The 15,483-nt window shown below is 41.2% G+C and carries 14 protein-coding genes and 1 pseudogene; 4 read left to right on the forward strand and 11 right to left on the reverse strand.

All coding sequences use genetic code 11. The annotated features are described in order from the left end of the window. The 3 genes from DOT_RS25850 to DOT_RS25860 all read right to left on the reverse strand — a co-directional run. Window positions 1-571, reverse strand: a 571-nt coding sequence (locus DOT_RS25850) for an HAD-IC family P-type ATPase (protein WP_009624568.1), incomplete at its 3' end; no start/stop codon positions are given. 12 nt (window positions 572-583) lie between these two features. Continuing rightward, on the reverse strand, window positions 584-2,290 hold the full coding sequence (gene kdpA / locus DOT_RS25855) for a potassium-transporting ATPase subunit KdpA (RefSeq protein WP_009624569.1): 1,707 nt from the start codon (window positions 2,288-2,290) through the stop codon (window positions 584-586). Between the two features lie 116 nt (window positions 2,291-2,406). Beyond that, a complete protein-coding gene (locus DOT_RS25860; protein WP_009624570.1) occupies window positions 2,407-2,634 on the reverse strand; it encodes a hypothetical protein in 228 nt (75 codons plus the stop codon). Window positions 2,635-2,970: 336 nt separating this feature from the next. Between DOT_RS25860 and DOT_RS25865 the strand changes: the two genes are divergently transcribed. The 3 genes from DOT_RS25865 to DOT_RS25875 all read left to right on the forward strand — a co-directional run bounded on the left by DOT_RS25865 (window position 2,971) and on the right by DOT_RS25875 (window position 6,863). Continuing rightward, the gene (locus tag DOT_RS25865) at window positions 2,971-4,902 is read left to right on the forward strand and encodes a histidine kinase (RefSeq protein ID WP_009624571.1); all 1,932 of its coding nucleotides are present in this window, start codon (window positions 2,971-2,973) and stop codon (window positions 4,900-4,902) included. After that, complete coding sequence (locus tag DOT_RS25870) at window positions 4,892-5,536, forward strand: response regulator transcription factor (protein WP_009624572.1); 645 nt, start codon at window positions 4,892-4,894, stop codon at window positions 5,534-5,536. Before DOT_RS25865 ends, DOT_RS25870 begins: the two co-directional genes overlap by 11 nt. 109 nt (window positions 5,537-5,645) lie before the next feature. Beyond that, window positions 5,646-6,863, forward strand: a complete 1,218-nt coding sequence (locus DOT_RS25875) for an ammonium transporter (RefSeq protein ID WP_009624573.1) — start codon at window positions 5,646-5,648, stop codon at window positions 6,861-6,863. 163 nt (window positions 6,864-7,026) lie between these two features. On the opposite strand, the gene DOT_RS25880 is transcribed toward DOT_RS25875, so the two are convergent. From DOT_RS25880 to DOT_RS25890, 3 genes are all read right to left on the reverse strand, one after another. Further along, window positions 7,027-7,617, reverse strand: a complete 591-nt coding sequence (locus DOT_RS25880; protein WP_009624574.1) for a hypothetical protein — start codon at window positions 7,615-7,617, stop codon at window positions 7,027-7,029. 129 nt (window positions 7,618-7,746) lie between these two features. Beyond that, the gene (ilvA, locus tag DOT_RS25885; protein WP_009624575.1) at window positions 7,747-8,994 is read right to left on the reverse strand and encodes a threonine ammonia-lyase; all 1,248 of its coding nucleotides are present in this window, start codon (window positions 8,992-8,994) and stop codon (window positions 7,747-7,749) included. Window positions 8,995-9,135: 141 nt separating this feature from the next. Next, window positions 9,136-9,969: a class I SAM-dependent methyltransferase gene (locus tag DOT_RS25890; protein ID WP_009624576.1), complete on the reverse strand. Its 834-nt coding sequence runs from the start codon at window positions 9,967-9,969 to the stop codon at window positions 9,136-9,138. A 223-nt stretch (window positions 9,970-10,192) separates the two neighbouring features. On the opposite strand from DOT_RS25890, the pseudogene DOT_RS25895 reads away from it, so the two are divergent. After that, window positions 10,193-10,489: pseudogene (locus DOT_RS25895) on the forward strand (4Fe-4S dicluster domain-containing protein); the annotation flags it as partial. Between the two features lie 25 nt (window positions 10,490-10,514). Here DOT_RS25895 and DOT_RS25900 read toward each other — a convergent pair. The 5 genes from DOT_RS25900 to DOT_RS25920 form a co-directional block, all read right to left on the reverse strand. Beyond that, window positions 10,515-11,387, reverse strand: coding sequence for a methylenetetrahydrofolate reductase (locus DOT_RS25900; RefSeq protein ID WP_009624578.1), 873 nt, complete (start codon window positions 11,385-11,387; stop codon window positions 10,515-10,517). Window positions 11,388-11,419: 32 nt separating this feature from the next. After that, window positions 11,420-11,992 (reverse strand): flavodoxin family protein, encoded by a 573-nt coding sequence (locus tag DOT_RS28060; protein ID WP_009624579.1) that lies wholly within the window; start codon window positions 11,990-11,992, stop codon window positions 11,420-11,422. A 384-nt stretch (window positions 11,993-12,376) separates the two neighbouring features. Then, window positions 12,377-13,576 (reverse strand): lactate utilization protein B, encoded by a 1,200-nt coding sequence (locus tag DOT_RS25910; RefSeq protein ID WP_009624580.1) that lies wholly within the window; start codon window positions 13,574-13,576, stop codon window positions 12,377-12,379. Then, window positions 13,576-14,562 carry a (Fe-S)-binding protein gene (locus DOT_RS25915; RefSeq protein WP_040413508.1) on the reverse strand — a complete coding sequence of 329 codons (987 nt, stop codon included), beginning with the start codon at window positions 14,560-14,562 and terminating at the stop codon, window positions 13,576-13,578. Before DOT_RS25915 ends, DOT_RS25910 begins: the two co-directional genes overlap by 1 nt. Before the next feature lie 116 nt (window positions 14,563-14,678). Beyond that, window positions 14,679-15,272 (reverse strand): hypothetical protein, encoded by a 594-nt coding sequence (locus DOT_RS25920; protein WP_009624582.1) that lies wholly within the window; start codon window positions 15,270-15,272, stop codon window positions 14,679-14,681. Window positions 15,273-15,483 lie beyond the last annotated feature (211 nt).

A 15,483-nucleotide genomic window follows, 5' to 3' on the forward strand; every position in this document is an offset into this window, starting at 1 on the left:
CCCCTGGATTGGCCGTAATGCTGACTTTAAGCCAGTCTGAGAGCACCTTTGTACCACCAGTTACCGAGCTTCGATCGCCACCTGATTCCCGAATCACTGGGGCAGATTCCCCGGTAACGGCACTTTCATCAACGGAAGCAATCCCCTCAATCACTTCACCGTCGCCTGGAATGATGTCTCCTACCTCCACAAGAACTATATCCCCCTTGCGCAGTTGGGACGCTGAAATGCTCTCTGTTTTTTCGCCGGAAAGCTTTTTGGCCGTGGTCTCACTGCGAGTTTTTCGGAGAGCAGCAGCTTGTGCCTTACCCCTTCCCTCAGCAAGAGATTCGGCGAAGTTAGCAAAGATAACCGTGATCCATAACCAGAAAGCAATTTGACCATCGAACCAAAAATTTTTCATAGAATGGGCGCCTATATCTCGGATGGTGAAGTAAGTTGTTAAGACCGCAAGTACCTCCACCACGAACATTACAGGATTAGTCCATTGGACTTTTGGATTTAGTTTCTTAAACGATTCTTTAACCGCTGCATAAAAGATAGCACGATTGAAGCCCGAAGCGTCACTCATATTCGTTCCTCCTTAAAATATGTGTCCTGCTTGCATCAATAACTGCTCTACGATCGGTCCCAATGCCAAGGCAGGAAAAAAGGTTAAGGCTCCAACGACTAATACCACGCCTGCTAAAAGGCCTGCAAATAACCCACCCGTTGTTTGAAAAGTACCTGCCCCTGCTGGTGTCGTTTTCTTTGTTACCATGCTGCCAGCAATAGCTAAAGCAGGCAGAATAACTCCAAAACGCCCGATGAGAATGGATAAACCGATAGCCACATTGTAGAAGACTGTATTAACATTTAGCCCGGCAAACGCGCTCCCATTATTACCCCCAGCAGATGCAAAGGCATAGAGAATCTCGCTTAGACCATGGGGGCCGGGATTGGCTATAGAAGAAGTACCCGCCGGAATAACTATGGCAAGAGCACTACCTAATAAAATGGTAGCCGCTGGGATGAGTACAGCTAAGATTGCCATTTTCATTTCGAAGGACTCAATCTTTTTCCCTAGATATTCCGGAGTTCGCCCCACCATTAGGCCAACAATAAAGACGGTAAGAATTACAAACATCAATATTCCGTATAATCCCGCTCCCACGCCGCCAAACACGACTTCGCCAAGCATAATCTGGAGCAGCGGTACAAGTCCGCCTAACGGTGTAAGACTGTCATGCATTGCATTGACTGCTCCACAGGAAGCGGCAGTGGTAATGGTAGCAAACAAGGCAGAGTTAGCAACACCAAACCTGACTTCTTTCCCCTCCATGATGGTTGAACCGCTAATGCCAAGTTTACTGATTAAAGGATTACCCGCTAATTCAGAACTATAAATCGTTCCCAGCATGACGACGAACAGTACCATCATTGCCACAAGAATAACCTTACCCTGTTTAGAGTCTTTTACCATTTTCCCATACATAAAGGTTAAGCCGGCGGGAATGAGTAGGATAAATAACATTTCCAAAAAGTTTGTGAACGGTGTTGGATTTTCAAATGGATGGGCTGAGTTAGCGTTGAAAAATCCGCCACCATTAGTACCGAACATTTTTATAGCTTCTTGAGAAGCAACAGGCCCCATGGCGATTGTCTGCTTAGTACCTTCCAAAGTGTGCAGCGATAAATAGGGAGACAGATTCTGAATCACCCCTTGAGAAGCAAGCACCAAGGCACCAATAATTGATAAAGGTAGTAAGATGCGGAGAACAGATCTGGTCAAGTCTACCCAAAAGTTACCGATTGACTTAGCTTGATGACGGGTTAAGCCACGAATCAGGGCAACCACCACAACCATCCCGGTAGCTGCAGAAACAAAATTTTGTACCGTCATCCCGGTCATCTGGGTAAAGTAACTCATCGTCGATTCACCCGCATAGGCTTGCCAATTGGTATTGGTGATAAAACTAGCTGCTGTATTAAACGCCAAATCCCAAGGCACAGCACTGAATCCCTGTGGATTAAAAGGCAAGTGACCTTGTAGAAGTTGGAGAATAAATAAAGCCACAAATCCTAGAAAGTTAAATGCTAAAAGAGATACAGCATATTGCCACCAACTCATTTCTGCTTGAGGGTCAATTGCACACACACGGAATACAGCCTTTTCTATAGGACTGAAAAGCCTATCTAAAAATGTCTTTTCACCTTGGTATACTTTGGCCATATATCCGCCCAATGGTATAGCTAAACCGATTAGGAGTATTAAATATACTGCAAATTGTAAAAGATCTATGCCTTTCATTACAATTCCTCCGCGTTCATCAGTGAGAAACAAAGATAGATTAATAAGCCAAGCGCTACAATTCCACCTAAAATCATATCAGACATTTATTCTTCCCCCTAAACCGGATACTCTGATTATTTAAGCCTTTTCGTTTCTCCGGCAGTTTCAATATTCTCCAACTCATCACATTCTTCAAAATCCATTTCATCGAGAAAACTAAAACCTAAAATGGCTAAAGCCCACTCTTGACGTTCTGTTTCTGAAGTAAGATCCAAACCGAATAATGAGTAAAGAAGCTTTTTAAACAGTTTCATTACAATAATCTCTTTTCTAATAAGATTTTTCGCAGAAGAAATAATCATATTAACTTGTTCTTGACACCAATGCATCTCCTTTAGATGCAACTAGCTTTCAAGATCTACAAACTCTTTGGGTAATCTTGAAGTTCCCCCTCCAATTTAACCATAAATCTCATGCTGACTTATTATAGCCTGAAACCCCATAAAAATAGTCTAAATATATATCCCAAAAGCATAAAGAAAACATAAGGATTGGATGGCTCATTAAGCAAATACATTAAAAATCGCTGATATGGCTAGTGATTTTTTAGCAACGATTGGCCACATCACAGCATACCTTAATCCTTGGAGGAGAATAATGATAGTAATGTTTGCGTGGTTAAGGAGATAGTTAAAAACATGAATATTAATCACCTCTGGTTAATCGTCAGTGCCAGTTTTGTCTTCTTTATGCAGGCTGGTTTTGTTTGTTATGAAGTTGGGTTTATCCAATCCAAGAATGTTATCAGTGTGGCGATTGAAAATATCCTTACCTTTGTCATAACGACCTTGGTCTACTGCTTTTTGGGTTTTGCTCTGATGTTCGGACCTACACATCTGGGGCTTTTCGGTGGCAGTTACTGGTTTCTTAAGGATTTGCCTCTTTCTCAGCCTTCTCTAGGATATGTTTTTGTTTTTTTTGAACTGATGTTTGCCGGTACAGCTGTGACGATTGTCTCTGGGAGCATGTCGGAGAGAACTCGCCTTCTCCCCTTACTGATCGCTGCAGGTTTCCTGGCTGGCCTCATTTATCCCCTGTTTGGGCATTGGGTATGGGGTGATTTATTCATTAATCAATCGGCTTGGTTGAAAAACTTAGGCTTTTTAGATTTTGCCGGGGCTACTGTCGTACATGGAACTGCGGGGTGGGTTTCCCTGGCAGGAATTATTATGGTCGGGGCGCGTAAAGATCGTTGGGATGCCACAGGGAAACTTAAGAAAATTGGAAGATCAAACATACCCTTCGCTGCCTTAGGGACCTTCATCTTATGGTTTAGTTGGTTTGGTTTTAATGGTGGAAGTCTCTTGGAGTTTAATGACCGAGTTGGTTTAATCCTTTTAAACACTAATTTTTCAGCAGCCTCGGGAGTTGTCGGTGCGATTCTAACCAACCATTTCTTCCTCAAAGACCATAGCTATATGGAAGCCATCTTTGCGGGGGCCTTGGGAGGGCTAGTTGCGATTACAGCCGGATCTAACTACCTCCAGCCTCAGGATGCTGTCCTGGTTGGCTTGATCGCCGGTTCCATCGTCGTCTTTTCTGGGTTATGGCTGGAAAAACTTGGGTTGGATGATGCTGTGGGAGCAGTTTCGATTCATGGTTTTGGTGGTGCCACAGGTACGATTTTATTGCCTTTTTTAGTTCCGGCGGAATTTCTAAGCGGCCAAACGCGTCTGATCAAGATTTTAGTCCAACTGACAGGTGTAACGATTAATTTTCTCTGGGCCTTTGGCTTAGGTCTCTTGATGTTTTACGTAATTAAGAAAACGCTGGGACTGAGAGTTACGGAAGAGGAAGAAGAGAAAGGCTTAAACATTGTTGAATTTGCCGATCTTTATTCCTGGCAGGACTATTTGAAAAGAACGCATTATGAGAGTCTAACTCAGGACCTGAGCGGAACCATTCAAGTACAAAATCAACTGCTCCAGAAGCAAGCCAAGCTTTTGGTGGAAACACAGGAGCAAGAACGGGTAAAATTGGCACGAGATCTTCATGATGGTGTTGGACAGTCTCTGGCTGCTCTAAAACTCCAATTAGGCATGATTGCTCAAAAAATCAAGGTCGAACATCCAGATTCTCCCCTGAGCGGACAAGTGGAACGCACTGTGAGCTTAACCACGGAAACTATCGAGGAAATCCGAGGCGTTTTATTCAATTTGAAACCAGCTCTTTTGCAGGAAAAAGGGCTAGCAGCCTCTGTCGATGTTTTATTGAGAAACCTGGAGAAAACCAGCGGAATCCGCTTTGAATATCACTTGCTTGCCCCAATGCCCACTTGGGAAGAGGCTGCCAGTTTAAATCTGTATCGTGTCATTCAGGAATGTTTGACAAATATCCTAAAACATTCTCAGGCGACTGAAATAGTCGTAAACTTTAGTAAGCTCAGAAGCAACCTGTTTCTTTTGCAAATTAGTGATAATGGCCAAGGTTTTAGCGTTAGCAAAGTTCAGGCGGGGTTAGGCTTAAGTTCCATCCAGGAGAGGCTAAAAATGCTCGGCGGGAATTTACAGATTAGCACTGAAGAAGGAAAAGGGACAAGCCTAATGATGGAGGTACCTTATGACGATTAAAGTTTTCTTAGCTGATGACCATAAAATACTGCGTGAATCGTTGATCATTTTACTGCAACAGGAAAGCGATATCGAAGTGATTGGCGAAGCCGCCGATGGTCACCAGGCCCTCGTCGATATTCAGCGTCTAAAACCGGATATTGCCATTTTGGACATTTCTCTACCTCAGTTAAATGGGTTGGAAGTTGCAGCTCGTTTGAAAAAGGAAGATCCAGCAATCAAGATCATTATCTTAACCATGCATAAGAATGAAGATCTAGTGGCTCGGGCCTATCAATTAGAAGTGAACGGCTATGTCTTAAAGGACAATGCCCTCGAAGAGCTCTTAAAATCCATTCGAATCGTTCAAGCTGGCGGAATATATCTGTCCTCGGACATTACTTCTACAGTCATAGCTGGCTTCGTTGCCAATTTTGGTAAAACAGGAGGAAAAGCTGAACTGATTTCTTCCCGAGAACGAGAAATCGTACAGCTTTTAGCTGAGGGAAACAGTAACAAGAATATTGCCCAACTCTTGAATTTAAGTTTAAAAACTGTGGAAACTCATCGCTCGAATATCATGCATAAACTGGGTTTGAAAAGTATCACAGATTTGGTGTTGTACGCTGTCCGTAATCATCTTATTGAGCCTTAACAAGATACAGAGTAAATTCTCAGAATATACAGGATAACCCTGATTAACAGATCCACTGCTCTGTTTTATGATATAGGTAAGAAGTAATCTTAAACAGCAGGAGGATTAGATGATGATCAACAGCGGAGATACAGCCTTTGTCTTAATCAGTGCTGCTCTGGTTTGCCTTATGACGCCGGGATTAGCCTTTTTTTACGGTGGCCTGGTAAGAAAAAAGAACGTTTTAACTATTATGATTCAAAGTTTTATATCGATGGGAATCGTCACAGCAATATGGGTCTTTGGCGGGTTTAGCCTAGCCTTTGGTAAAGATGTTCATGGTCTGATCGGTAATTTGCAATATTTTGGACTACAGGGCGTTGGCATGAGCCCCAATCCTGCCTATGGACCGACGATACCGTTCTTAGTGTTCTATATTTATCAGTCGATGTTCGCCATTATTACCCCCGCCTTGATAACGGGAGCCTTTGCCGACAGAGTGAGTTTTAAGAGCTATTTAAAGTTTTTAGTCCTGTGGAGTATTTTAGTGTATATCCCTTTGACTCACTGGATTTGGGGTGGCGGTTTCCTAGCTCAGATGGGTGTTGTTGATTTTGCCGGTGGTATCGTTGTCCACGTCAGTGCTGGTATTGCTGCTTTAGCCTCCGTCTTTTTTGTGGGTAAACGGGTTATGGTTCCTGGCGAAAAAGCAGCACCCCATAATATTGCTTTTGTCGCTTTAGGAACAGGCCTTTTGTGGTTTGGCTGGTTTGGTTTCAATGGTGGTAGTGCTTTAGCAGCTAATGGCATCGCTGCAACAGCCTTTGTGAATACCGATATTGCGGGTTCGTTTGCCATGATTACTTGGTTACTGATTTCCTGGATCCATGAAAAGAAACCAACCATGGTCGGAGTTCTGACTGGTGCAGTTGCCGGATTGGCGACCATCACCCCAGCGGCGGGATATGTTCAGCCTTGGGCTGCCGTTATTATTGGCATCTTATCCTCCGTCGTTTGTTATATGGCTGTCCAAGTTCGGATTAAACTGGACTGGGATGACGCCCTGGATGTCTGGGGAGTTCACGGAGTTGGTGGTATCCTGGGTTCCATCCTCGTAGGTGTCTTTGCAGTGTCAACTGTGAATGGGACAAGTGGTTTGATCCAAGGCAACATGCACCAATTCCTGGTTCAAACGTTTGGTGTTGTCTTTACAGCAATCTATGCCTTTGTCGTAACCTATCTCATTCTCAAAGTCATCAATATCTTCGATTCAGTTCGCGTACCTGAAAAAGTGGAAATAATGGGACTGGACACTTCCCTTCATGGCGAAGTTGCTTACGATTTATAATTAAGGTCAAGGTTATAATGTAAAAAGAAAATAGACTCTTTGGTCGATTAGTGTTGGCCAAAAAGTCTATTTCTTTTCATAATAAGATTAACAATTTCTTATTCGTTAAAGGTTCATCTATAAAAGGTTGTCTAGTTAGTCGAGTCAGAATGGTTCTTATGAACTATCTGTCAACTTTCCCCTTCAATAGGTGATGAAATTTTAAATAGTTCAGTATATTTTGCTTTTCACTTAGTTCAACATGGATAAGAGGTTGAGTTTTTTGGTCAATAACACCGGACCATTTGGTATAAATGGTTTGATTATATAGTTTGTGAGTGATTGGGTCAGCATAACTCAGATAAATGATGACAAACTGTGGAGCGATATCGGCTTGTAAGAAGTCAGCGCTCTCTATGCTAAGGAGCAGACTTGTGGTGGTATCTCTGGGAATATCGTTAACCACGGTATATTCATCAACAAGAATAGGTTCTTGTAACAAGTTTTCGTTAAAGACAATGGTTTTACTAGAAAGGTTTGTTGCTGGATGAGTTCCTACATTATAGAATTTGAATTCGAATTCGAAACTAAGTTCGTTTGCTTGATGAATAGAAGGAGATTCTTTGAGTGTGAAATATGGGCGTGCTGCTTCACGTTGAGTTTGCCAGCTGGTGACTGAGATATAGACAGATATTATCGAAACTAATGCAAAAATTGCCGTTGAAACCGTAACGATGGTGCCTGACCAATTACGTTTTTTTATGTCCCAAGACATAGTCTCCCCCTAATTCAACGTATAGTTATCACTATTATATTGGTTAACTGTCTAAAACATTCTTGGTATCCTCCTATTCACCAAGCCCTCAGTGATTTCTCTGAGTTCAATGAGAATTAAGGACCGGACCTATATCAGAAGATTAAACAATTCTTGATTATCATTTATCACGGTATATTGTATCCCTTTTTTGTCCATCTTCTCAATGAGGGTTTGGTAATCTTCTTTTTGGGTGAGTTCAATCCCTACCAAGGTCGGACCGTTTTCTTTATTGTTAACTTGCGTATACTCAAACCGCGTGATATCGTCGTTAGGCCCCAAGACATCGACCACAAATTCCTTAAGTGCACCAGGACGCTGGGGGAAATTAATGATGAAATAATGTTTGAGCCCTTGATCAAGGAGGGAACGTTCTTTAATCTCGGGAGTCCTTTCAATATCATTATTTCCGCCGCTAATAATACAAACAATTGTTTTACCCTTGATTTGATCTCTATAGCCGTCTAAAGCCGCGATCGGAAGAGCACCTGCGGGTTCTACGACAATCGCATTATCATTGTACATCTCTAAAATCGTTGTGCAGACTTTTCCTTCACTAACGACTAAGATATCATCTAAGACCTCCTGACAGATATCAAAGGTTAGGTCGCCAACACGCTTTACAGCGGCTCCATCAACAAACTTATCAATTTTGTCTAAAGTTACGACTTCATTTTTATCAAAGGATTGCTTCATAGAACAGGCCCCCTGTGGTTCTACTCCAATAATTTTGGTAGAAGGGCTCAGGCGTTTGATGTATGTGCCAACTCCCGACATCATCCCACCCCCTCCAATGGCTCCAAACACGTAATCTACCGGATTTTCTAAATCGTTAAGAATTTCAATGGCAATCGTACCTTGTCCTGCGATAACCAGAAGATCATTAAAAGGATGAATGAAATATTTGTTTCCTGCTTCACAATGCTTCATCGCTTCATAAAATGCATCGTCAAAGGTGTCTCCAATCAGAACGACTTCCACAAACTCTTTGCCAAAACGTTTAACTTGGGAGACCTTTTGTTTGGGGGTAGTAGAAGGCATATATATTCTTCCTGGGATCCCCAAGGCTTGGCATGAATAGGCGACTCCTTGAGCATGGTTACCAGCACTGGCACAGACTACTCCGTTACTTAGTTGGTTAGAGGGAATGCTTTGAATCAGGTTATAAGCTCCCCGAATCTTAAAAGAACGGACAACTTGTAAATCTTCACGTTTTAGATATAGGTTGCAATTGTATTTTTCTGAGAGAATGTCATTTCGTTGGAGCGGCGTCTTATTAATGATGCCTTTGAGAGCTTGGCCAGCTTTTATGATATCTTCTAATAATTCTTTCCCCATGTTCTTACCCCTTTTCATGTTCTCTAGTTTATATTGCCGAACCTCTCTCAATCCCAACAATATTTTTATACCCTACCACAGTACGCTCGTTAATTATACCTTAAGATCATCACAAATGTCTTTGATCTTGATTGGATATGCTTACTTCCTGAATAATACTTTCAGTAGCCAACCTTTAAAGCTCAATTTCTCGGGAACTGGTTTTCGCCCACAGACGAGACCATAGCCAAAGTAGCCTTGGTTTTTCTTTATAAAACCAGCATTTCTTTGTAGTCTAGCCAGTAAGCCAGGCTGCTTTCTAACTTTGTCCGTAAGGTCTTTGACTAAAACCCAATCCTTTTTGAGTTCGTTCATGATCGAATTGCCTTTAGTTCTCAATGGTTGAGGATTCTTAATGTCTACATCCAGAAATCCCGCTTGTGATATAGCATCGAGCCATTCTTCAAAAGGCAAGGGATTGGTGCTGGGACCGAAGCACTCCTCCATCTGTCTTCTAAGATTAGCGGGCAATTCTCTGAGTAGAGCCATTTCCAGGTCAGCAACTCTGCCCTCAGGTTTTAGCACTCGATAGAACTCCTGGTAAACTTTAACCTTATCTAAAAACACCGTTATTGACTCAGCCATGACCATATCAAAGTGGTTGCTGGGGAAAGGTAAATTACAAACATCTGCTACCTTAAACTCAACTAAATGAGAAACTCCCTCTTTTTCAGCTCTCAAGCCTGCTTTTTCAATCATTTGAGAACTGATATCTACTCCCATGATTTTGCAGCCAATAGATTTAGCCAAGTAACAAGCTGTAAGACCGCTTCCACAGCCAGCGTCAAGAACATATTCATCAGGCTTTATCTGTAAAGCATCCAAATTTTGTTTGGTAGCGGGGAAACCTCCCGGATGGGAACTGCCAATGCCCAGCCAAGCCAAGAGTTCAAAATAGTTCATGTCTTCCACTCTCTTGCTTTCTCCCAATGCCATCTCTTGCCCCTCCTTCCATGGGTCTATGGCATTATATTCCACAGGGATACTTGCTGACAGTTAACTTGGTCGCTTCAAGAACTCCCACTAATTTGCACTCTTGTACTTAAGAACACCTGAACAGTTGCGGGCCATGTCATTAACTTGAAAAGGGCTACTAGTTTAATTCGTATGTTGTATTATAATTAACTGAAAATATAATTGTTGGAAAGAGGTTATGATCTTGAAACGAAACATAATAAAGATAGATGAAGAAAAATGTAACGGTTGTGGCCTATGTGTCGGTGCCTGTCATGAAGGTGCCTTAGAATTGGTGGATGGAAAAGCTCGTCTTAGCTCTGAAAGCTATTGTGACGGTCTTGGTGACTGTCTACCAGAGTGTTCAACCGGAGCCATCGCCCTTGAGGAAAGAGAAGCTGTTGAATATGATGAAGAGGCTCTGAAGAAGCATAGGAGCAATACAAAGGCGCAGCCGCCCGAAGTATCTATTCCCTGTGGTTGCCCAAGAACTCTAGCAAAATAATTGAGGAGTTCGCGTTTAATCACTAGCGCAAGTTCTTTGCAAATGCAATGATTTTATTGGTCATTTGAACATCCCCCATACCGTAGATATGAATCCCCTGAATTTCTCTAAAGAACTCTGTAATAAACTCGAAAGCGATTTCTAAGCCACTCTTCCCCTCTTCCATTTGCTTAATTATTTCATCTGGGACCGTGACTCCCGCCATTTTGTTATTTATAAATTTGACTAATTTCAAATTTATTAGAGGCATAACACCTAAGAGAATTGGTTTACCTAGCATTTTAGCCTCTGCTAAGAACTCTCTCGCCTTAGCTACGTCATAAATGGGCTGTGTTTGAAAGAAATCAGCGCCCATTTCTATTTTCCTCTTCATTCGTTCGATTTCTACAGTTAAGTTCGTTGCCCCTGGGGTTGCGGTGGCTGCGATAGTAAAGTCCGTGCATCCTTTGATTTCAATTTCGTTGGCATCTTTGCCAGAATTTAAATTATTGATCAGTTTAATTAGTTCAAAGCTATTATAATTATAAACGCCTTTGGACCCTTTATAGGGTCCATGATTGGGAGCATCCCCGGTAGTTGCTAAAATACCCCTAATCCCTAAAGCATGAGCGCCTAATAAATCTGCTTGTGTACCTAATAAGCTTCTATCTCTACAGGTGAAATGAGGAATAGTCTCAATTCCCAATTGTTGTTTAAGAATACTCGCCGCCATAACAGAGTTCATTCTCAAATTCGCATTGGGGCAATCGTGAACATTGATGGCATCTAATCCCTCATAGTCTTGAGCTAGCGTAAGCCTGTCCTCAAGGAGCGTACCATCAATTGCACCTAATTCTGTGGTGTAAATAAAGTCGCCCGTGGCTAATTTGCTTTTTAAGTCAACAGCGTTTTTCATTTTTAGTTTTCTCCTTTACATCTCAGTAATATTTACTCGTAATCCAGCCAACATTCTATCTCCTCAGTGATAAATTGAGCCAACAATTTTCCTGATTGAGCAGCCATTTCCCATACCGGTTGATCTTCCATTGTAAGGTAAGGAACATTTTCATCAATATTTAATTGAGCTACAGGCTGCACGTTTTCCATTAACAATTCTTTACCAATTGCCTTAAGTGCAAGTTCTCTAGTTTGCTTACTCAACCCTGAAATAATTGTAACGACATATTTTTGCTCAGTTGAACCGTTTAAGTGTCTCCTCGATCGAAGCCTTTCTATAAATGTTTTAGTAAAAGAATCGAGCACTCCGGAGGGTGTATATCCCCCTATTACTAATCCTTTTGCCGCTTGTAATTTTATGGCGAGTTCAGGAAAATCATCAGCTACTTTGCAAATATTATCTTCTCTGCAGGCTTTACAAGCTCGGCATGGTCCGACGTTTAAATGGCTGAGTTTCACAAATTCATAGTCTAAGCCGCTTGTTTGCAGGACTTGCAAAACCAATTGGTCCATGTTGCTATTAGGTATGGGACTTGCTGAGATACCTAATATTTCAATCCCCACGAGATTTCCTCCTGACTAAATTCGATTAGAATAGGCATCTAAAACTTATGGCACTAATGGAGGTATGAGGGATTAGGCCTATAAAACCAAGCAATTTTAAATTGTTCTCCGTCATTTCCAAATAATCCTTTTTTTATGCTCTTCATTTATAAAGATCAAGGTTCACTGCTACCACTCAATTGATATCATGTAATATTAATCGGTGTATAAACGATGGAATTAATCACTGGCGTGTTACTACTGGAACTATGGCGTTCATCCCCATCCACACTTTAGATACAAAATAGTATAACTTAAGAAATACAAATCCTCGGTACTTCTACCGAGGATTTGTATGGTTAAGTTGTTTAAAGGCACTTATTAACTATTAACTAAGGTTCCTATTTACCCGCATACGACTCTTTCGCGTAATTTTTGTATCATAGAAGGAACATTAATTTTCATCGGGCATCGTTCGACACACCGTCCACAGCGAAGACAGGTGAATACTAGTGGAGCTGCCTTTTCTAACCCTCCGGCAACAAAGGCGGTCCAAACTGCGCCAATACCACTCATATATACATGACCAAAATGCCCGGCTGTGACTTGGAAGACTGGGCATTCATACATACATCCCCCACAACGCAGACAATGCAGGGCCTCGCTAAATTTCTCTTCTTTAGCCATATCACTACGCCCGTTGTCAACAAAAATTACATAGAATTCTTTAGGTCCATGTGCGCCATAAGTTGTGACTTTTTCAATATCACCAGTTTTACTTGGTCCACTGATAATATTAACATAACCAGGTACGCCATATTGAGCATAACGCCAAGTGACCTCAGTAACTTTCATCGCTTCTTGAAAGGTAGGCACAATTTTTTCTATACCAACTAAAACGATATGAACAGGTGGTGCCCCGGTCGAAAGTCGGACGTTACCCTCATTTTCGATAATAACCATGGCCCCGGTATCGGCAGCCACTACATTGGCACCGCTTATACCCACATCAGCAGTGAAATACTTTTCTCTTAAGAAATCTCTTACTACAGCCACTTCCTGGGCTATATCAGGGGGTACTTCTTTATTGAAGAACTTAGTAAATAGTTCAGCCACCTTCTCACGAGGCACATGAATGGAAGGCGACAGAATGTGCATTGGTTTTTCGTGATTAAGTTGTAAGATGAATTCCCCTAAGTCGGTCTCCCAGACTTCATTGCCTTTTTCTTCTAGATATTCTCTTAAGGAAAGTTCTTCTCCCAACATACTTTTTCCCTTAACAATCGTTTTGCCAGTCCCAATAATTTTGGCTGTCATCTCCAACGCTTCTTGTTTATCTTTAGCATAGAAGGCTTTTCCTTTATTTCGTTCGACAGAATCCATAGCTTGTTTAAGTAGTTCGGAATTATGGGCGATAGAATTTGACTTAATCCCCCGCACTTCTTCAGCCATTTCAGGAGTGTGAGGGAAGCGATCTAACGTTTCGGCAGTCGTCTCGCGATAAGATTTAACCGCACGAGTAATGGCCTTCTTGATATTTTCATCTTTGCTCGCTTTATTAAGATTTTTTGTATAGTCATTGAATTCTTTCTGCAAATCGGCCATTAAGCTTCAAACCCCCTAAATAAAAATTCGATCAAATCTTCTATTACAGTTTTAGTATCTTTTCCTTGTCCACCTTGTAAAGCTGATAAGCAATAAGGACATGAAGTTAAGATTAGATCAGCCCCCGTCTCCTCTAGCTCTTCTACCCTGCGCGTTGCTACTGTGTGAGAAACATCCGGGAAAAGAAGTTTATTTGGACCACCACAACAAGTTGTCCATTGCCGATTACTCATAGCCTCTCGCACAGGGACACCGACACTTTGCAAAATATCTCTAAGCTCTTCTGTGATCTCTAATTCACGAGCCAAACGACAAGAGTCATGGACTACTACAGTTTTATCAGTTTTGATGGCAGGAAGTCTGTGCCTTTTTTCCCATACTAAATCAACAAACGTCCGAATTTCAAAAGGGAAGTCCTTGACAAGTTTAGGATACACAAATTTAAATACTTCTGCGGCGTGAGGAGACAGACAAACAATAGTCTTCGCCCTACTCTGTTTTAATACCTCTGCTACTTTTAGGGCATAAGATTCCATATCTTCACAAAAGCCTAGTTCAGAAAGCAATGCCCCACTGTAAAGTTCTTTCTTGCCAGCGTAACAAAGGTCATAACCTAACTTTTGCAGAATTATCGCTGCTTTATAAGAAATGGAATTGAATCGCTCTCGATCTTTAGCCAGAACAGAAGCATAAATCTTCTCGGCATTGATCCCAGTTTTATTAATAATATTTCTAGCACCCATCATCAAAGAAAATACTTTACTTCCTTGATCCATATGGGTCATCGTACTCACTAACGAATCAATAAAAGGAAGAAGTTGATATTCACCCCCTGTGTAAAATAACAAGTCACCATGTTCAGGTAATTTTAGAGCATTAGCCCAGGCAGCCACTTCTGAACCTTTCATAGCAAGCGGATTGCCGTGTTTAACTATATTACCGCGTATAATTTCTAACACTGGAGGTAGTTTTGTTTCAGCAGCCATCATTTTCCCCATCCAATCTTTATTTGTTTGGTTTAACTCATAACTATCATTAAATTAGATATTGGTCCGAAAGTAAATCGTTTCTGGACATGTATTATGTATTATAGGAACCACAGTTATTTAATCCATATATTAAGTCTATCCTTGTGTTCAATAATTTTTTCAGCAATTTTTGCTCCAACATTAGAATAGTAATTTCCACCGTCTTTCCGACCAAAACAATTCTGAGCTTCTATATAATTATCACTCGCAATCACTCGGCGGAGTAAAGGGATTCGATTGATTTTATTGATATCAAAGTTTTCAATGGATCGTTCAAATTCATCGCTTAACCTAGAATTACCCCAATATTTGGGGCCTTTTTCAGGCTTAATCTCGAAAACACGCCTCACAAATTCAAACGGAAACGCACCAAAGGAAATTAGAAGCCTGGGTTTATGTTCTAATACTATTTCCTTGAATTCTGCTATTTCCTGAGCTACTTCTGATCCCCACCAATTTAATGTATTAGGAACGAGTCGGCAATCACTAACCGCATTCCGCATAAAAATATTAGTAGTATCTATTCTGGTTTGTATTTCTCTATATACTCTATCCTGTATCTCATCTAATATAGGTGACCAAATGTTGTGGCGAACAGTTGGGTGTTTTGGATTTACTAAAAGCCAAATCGGATAAGCTCTTTCTCCTGTGTCTTGCTTTAACTTCATCTTCATTTTCTGATCTCAACCCTCTCAGCGTTAAGCTTAATGACGTCTGTTGGATTTTTGATGCAATATTTTATGCTAGAAAGGACATAGGATAATAGTCGGAGAGTTTGTATATTACATTATTATATCCTTTCTAATGAAGATTAACATTGTGTACATAACAAGTCAATATGACCATGATTATTATATGCTATAGAGAAACACTATGTAT

The organism is Desulfosporosinus sp. OT, assembly GCF_000224515.1.
In the GTDB taxonomy this organism is placed as follows: Bacteria; Bacillota; Desulfitobacteriia; order Desulfitobacteriales; family Desulfitobacteriaceae; genus Desulfosporosinus.

What these genes read in the sequence shown, in the direction of transcription:
- kdpA (WP_009624569.1), bottom strand. Translation starts at nt 2,290, where the DNA reads ATGAAAGGCATAGATCTTTTACAATTTGCAGTATATTTAATACTCCTA.
- DOT_RS25860 (WP_009624570.1), bottom strand. Translation starts at nt 2,634, where the DNA reads ATGATTATTTCTTCTGCGAAAAATCTTATTAGAAAAGAGATTATTGTA.
- DOT_RS25865 (WP_009624571.1), top strand. Translation starts at nt 2,971, where the DNA reads ATGAATATTAATCACCTCTGGTTAATCGTCAGTGCCAGTTTTGTCTTC.
- DOT_RS25870 (WP_009624572.1), top strand. Translation starts at nt 4,892, where the DNA reads ATGACGATTAAAGTTTTCTTAGCTGATGACCATAAAATACTGCGTGAA.
- DOT_RS25875 (WP_009624573.1), top strand. Translation starts at nt 5,646, where the DNA reads ATGATGATCAACAGCGGAGATACAGCCTTTGTCTTAATCAGTGCTGCT.
- DOT_RS25880 (WP_009624574.1), bottom strand. Translation starts at nt 7,617, where the DNA reads ATGTCTTGGGACATAAAAAAACGTAATTGGTCAGGCACCATCGTTACG.
- ilvA (WP_009624575.1), bottom strand. Translation starts at nt 8,994, where the DNA reads ATGGGGAAAGAATTATTAGAAGATATCATAAAAGCTGGCCAAGCTCTC.
- DOT_RS25890 (WP_009624576.1), bottom strand. Translation starts at nt 9,969, where the DNA reads ATGGCATTGGGAGAAAGCAAGAGAGTGGAAGACATGAACTATTTTGAA.
- DOT_RS25900 (WP_009624578.1), bottom strand. Translation starts at nt 11,387, where the DNA reads ATGAAAAACGCTGTTGACTTAAAAAGCAAATTAGCCACGGGCGACTTT.
- DOT_RS25910 (WP_009624580.1), bottom strand. Translation starts at nt 13,576, where the DNA reads ATGGCCGATTTGCAGAAAGAATTCAATGACTATACAAAAAATCTTAAT.
- DOT_RS25915 (WP_040413508.1), bottom strand. Translation starts at nt 14,562, where the DNA reads ATGGCTGCTGAAACAAAACTACCTCCAGTGTTAGAAATTATACGCGGT.
- DOT_RS25920 (WP_009624582.1), bottom strand. Translation starts at nt 15,272, where the DNA reads ATGAAGTTAAAGCAAGACACAGGAGAAAGAGCTTATCCGATTTGGCTT.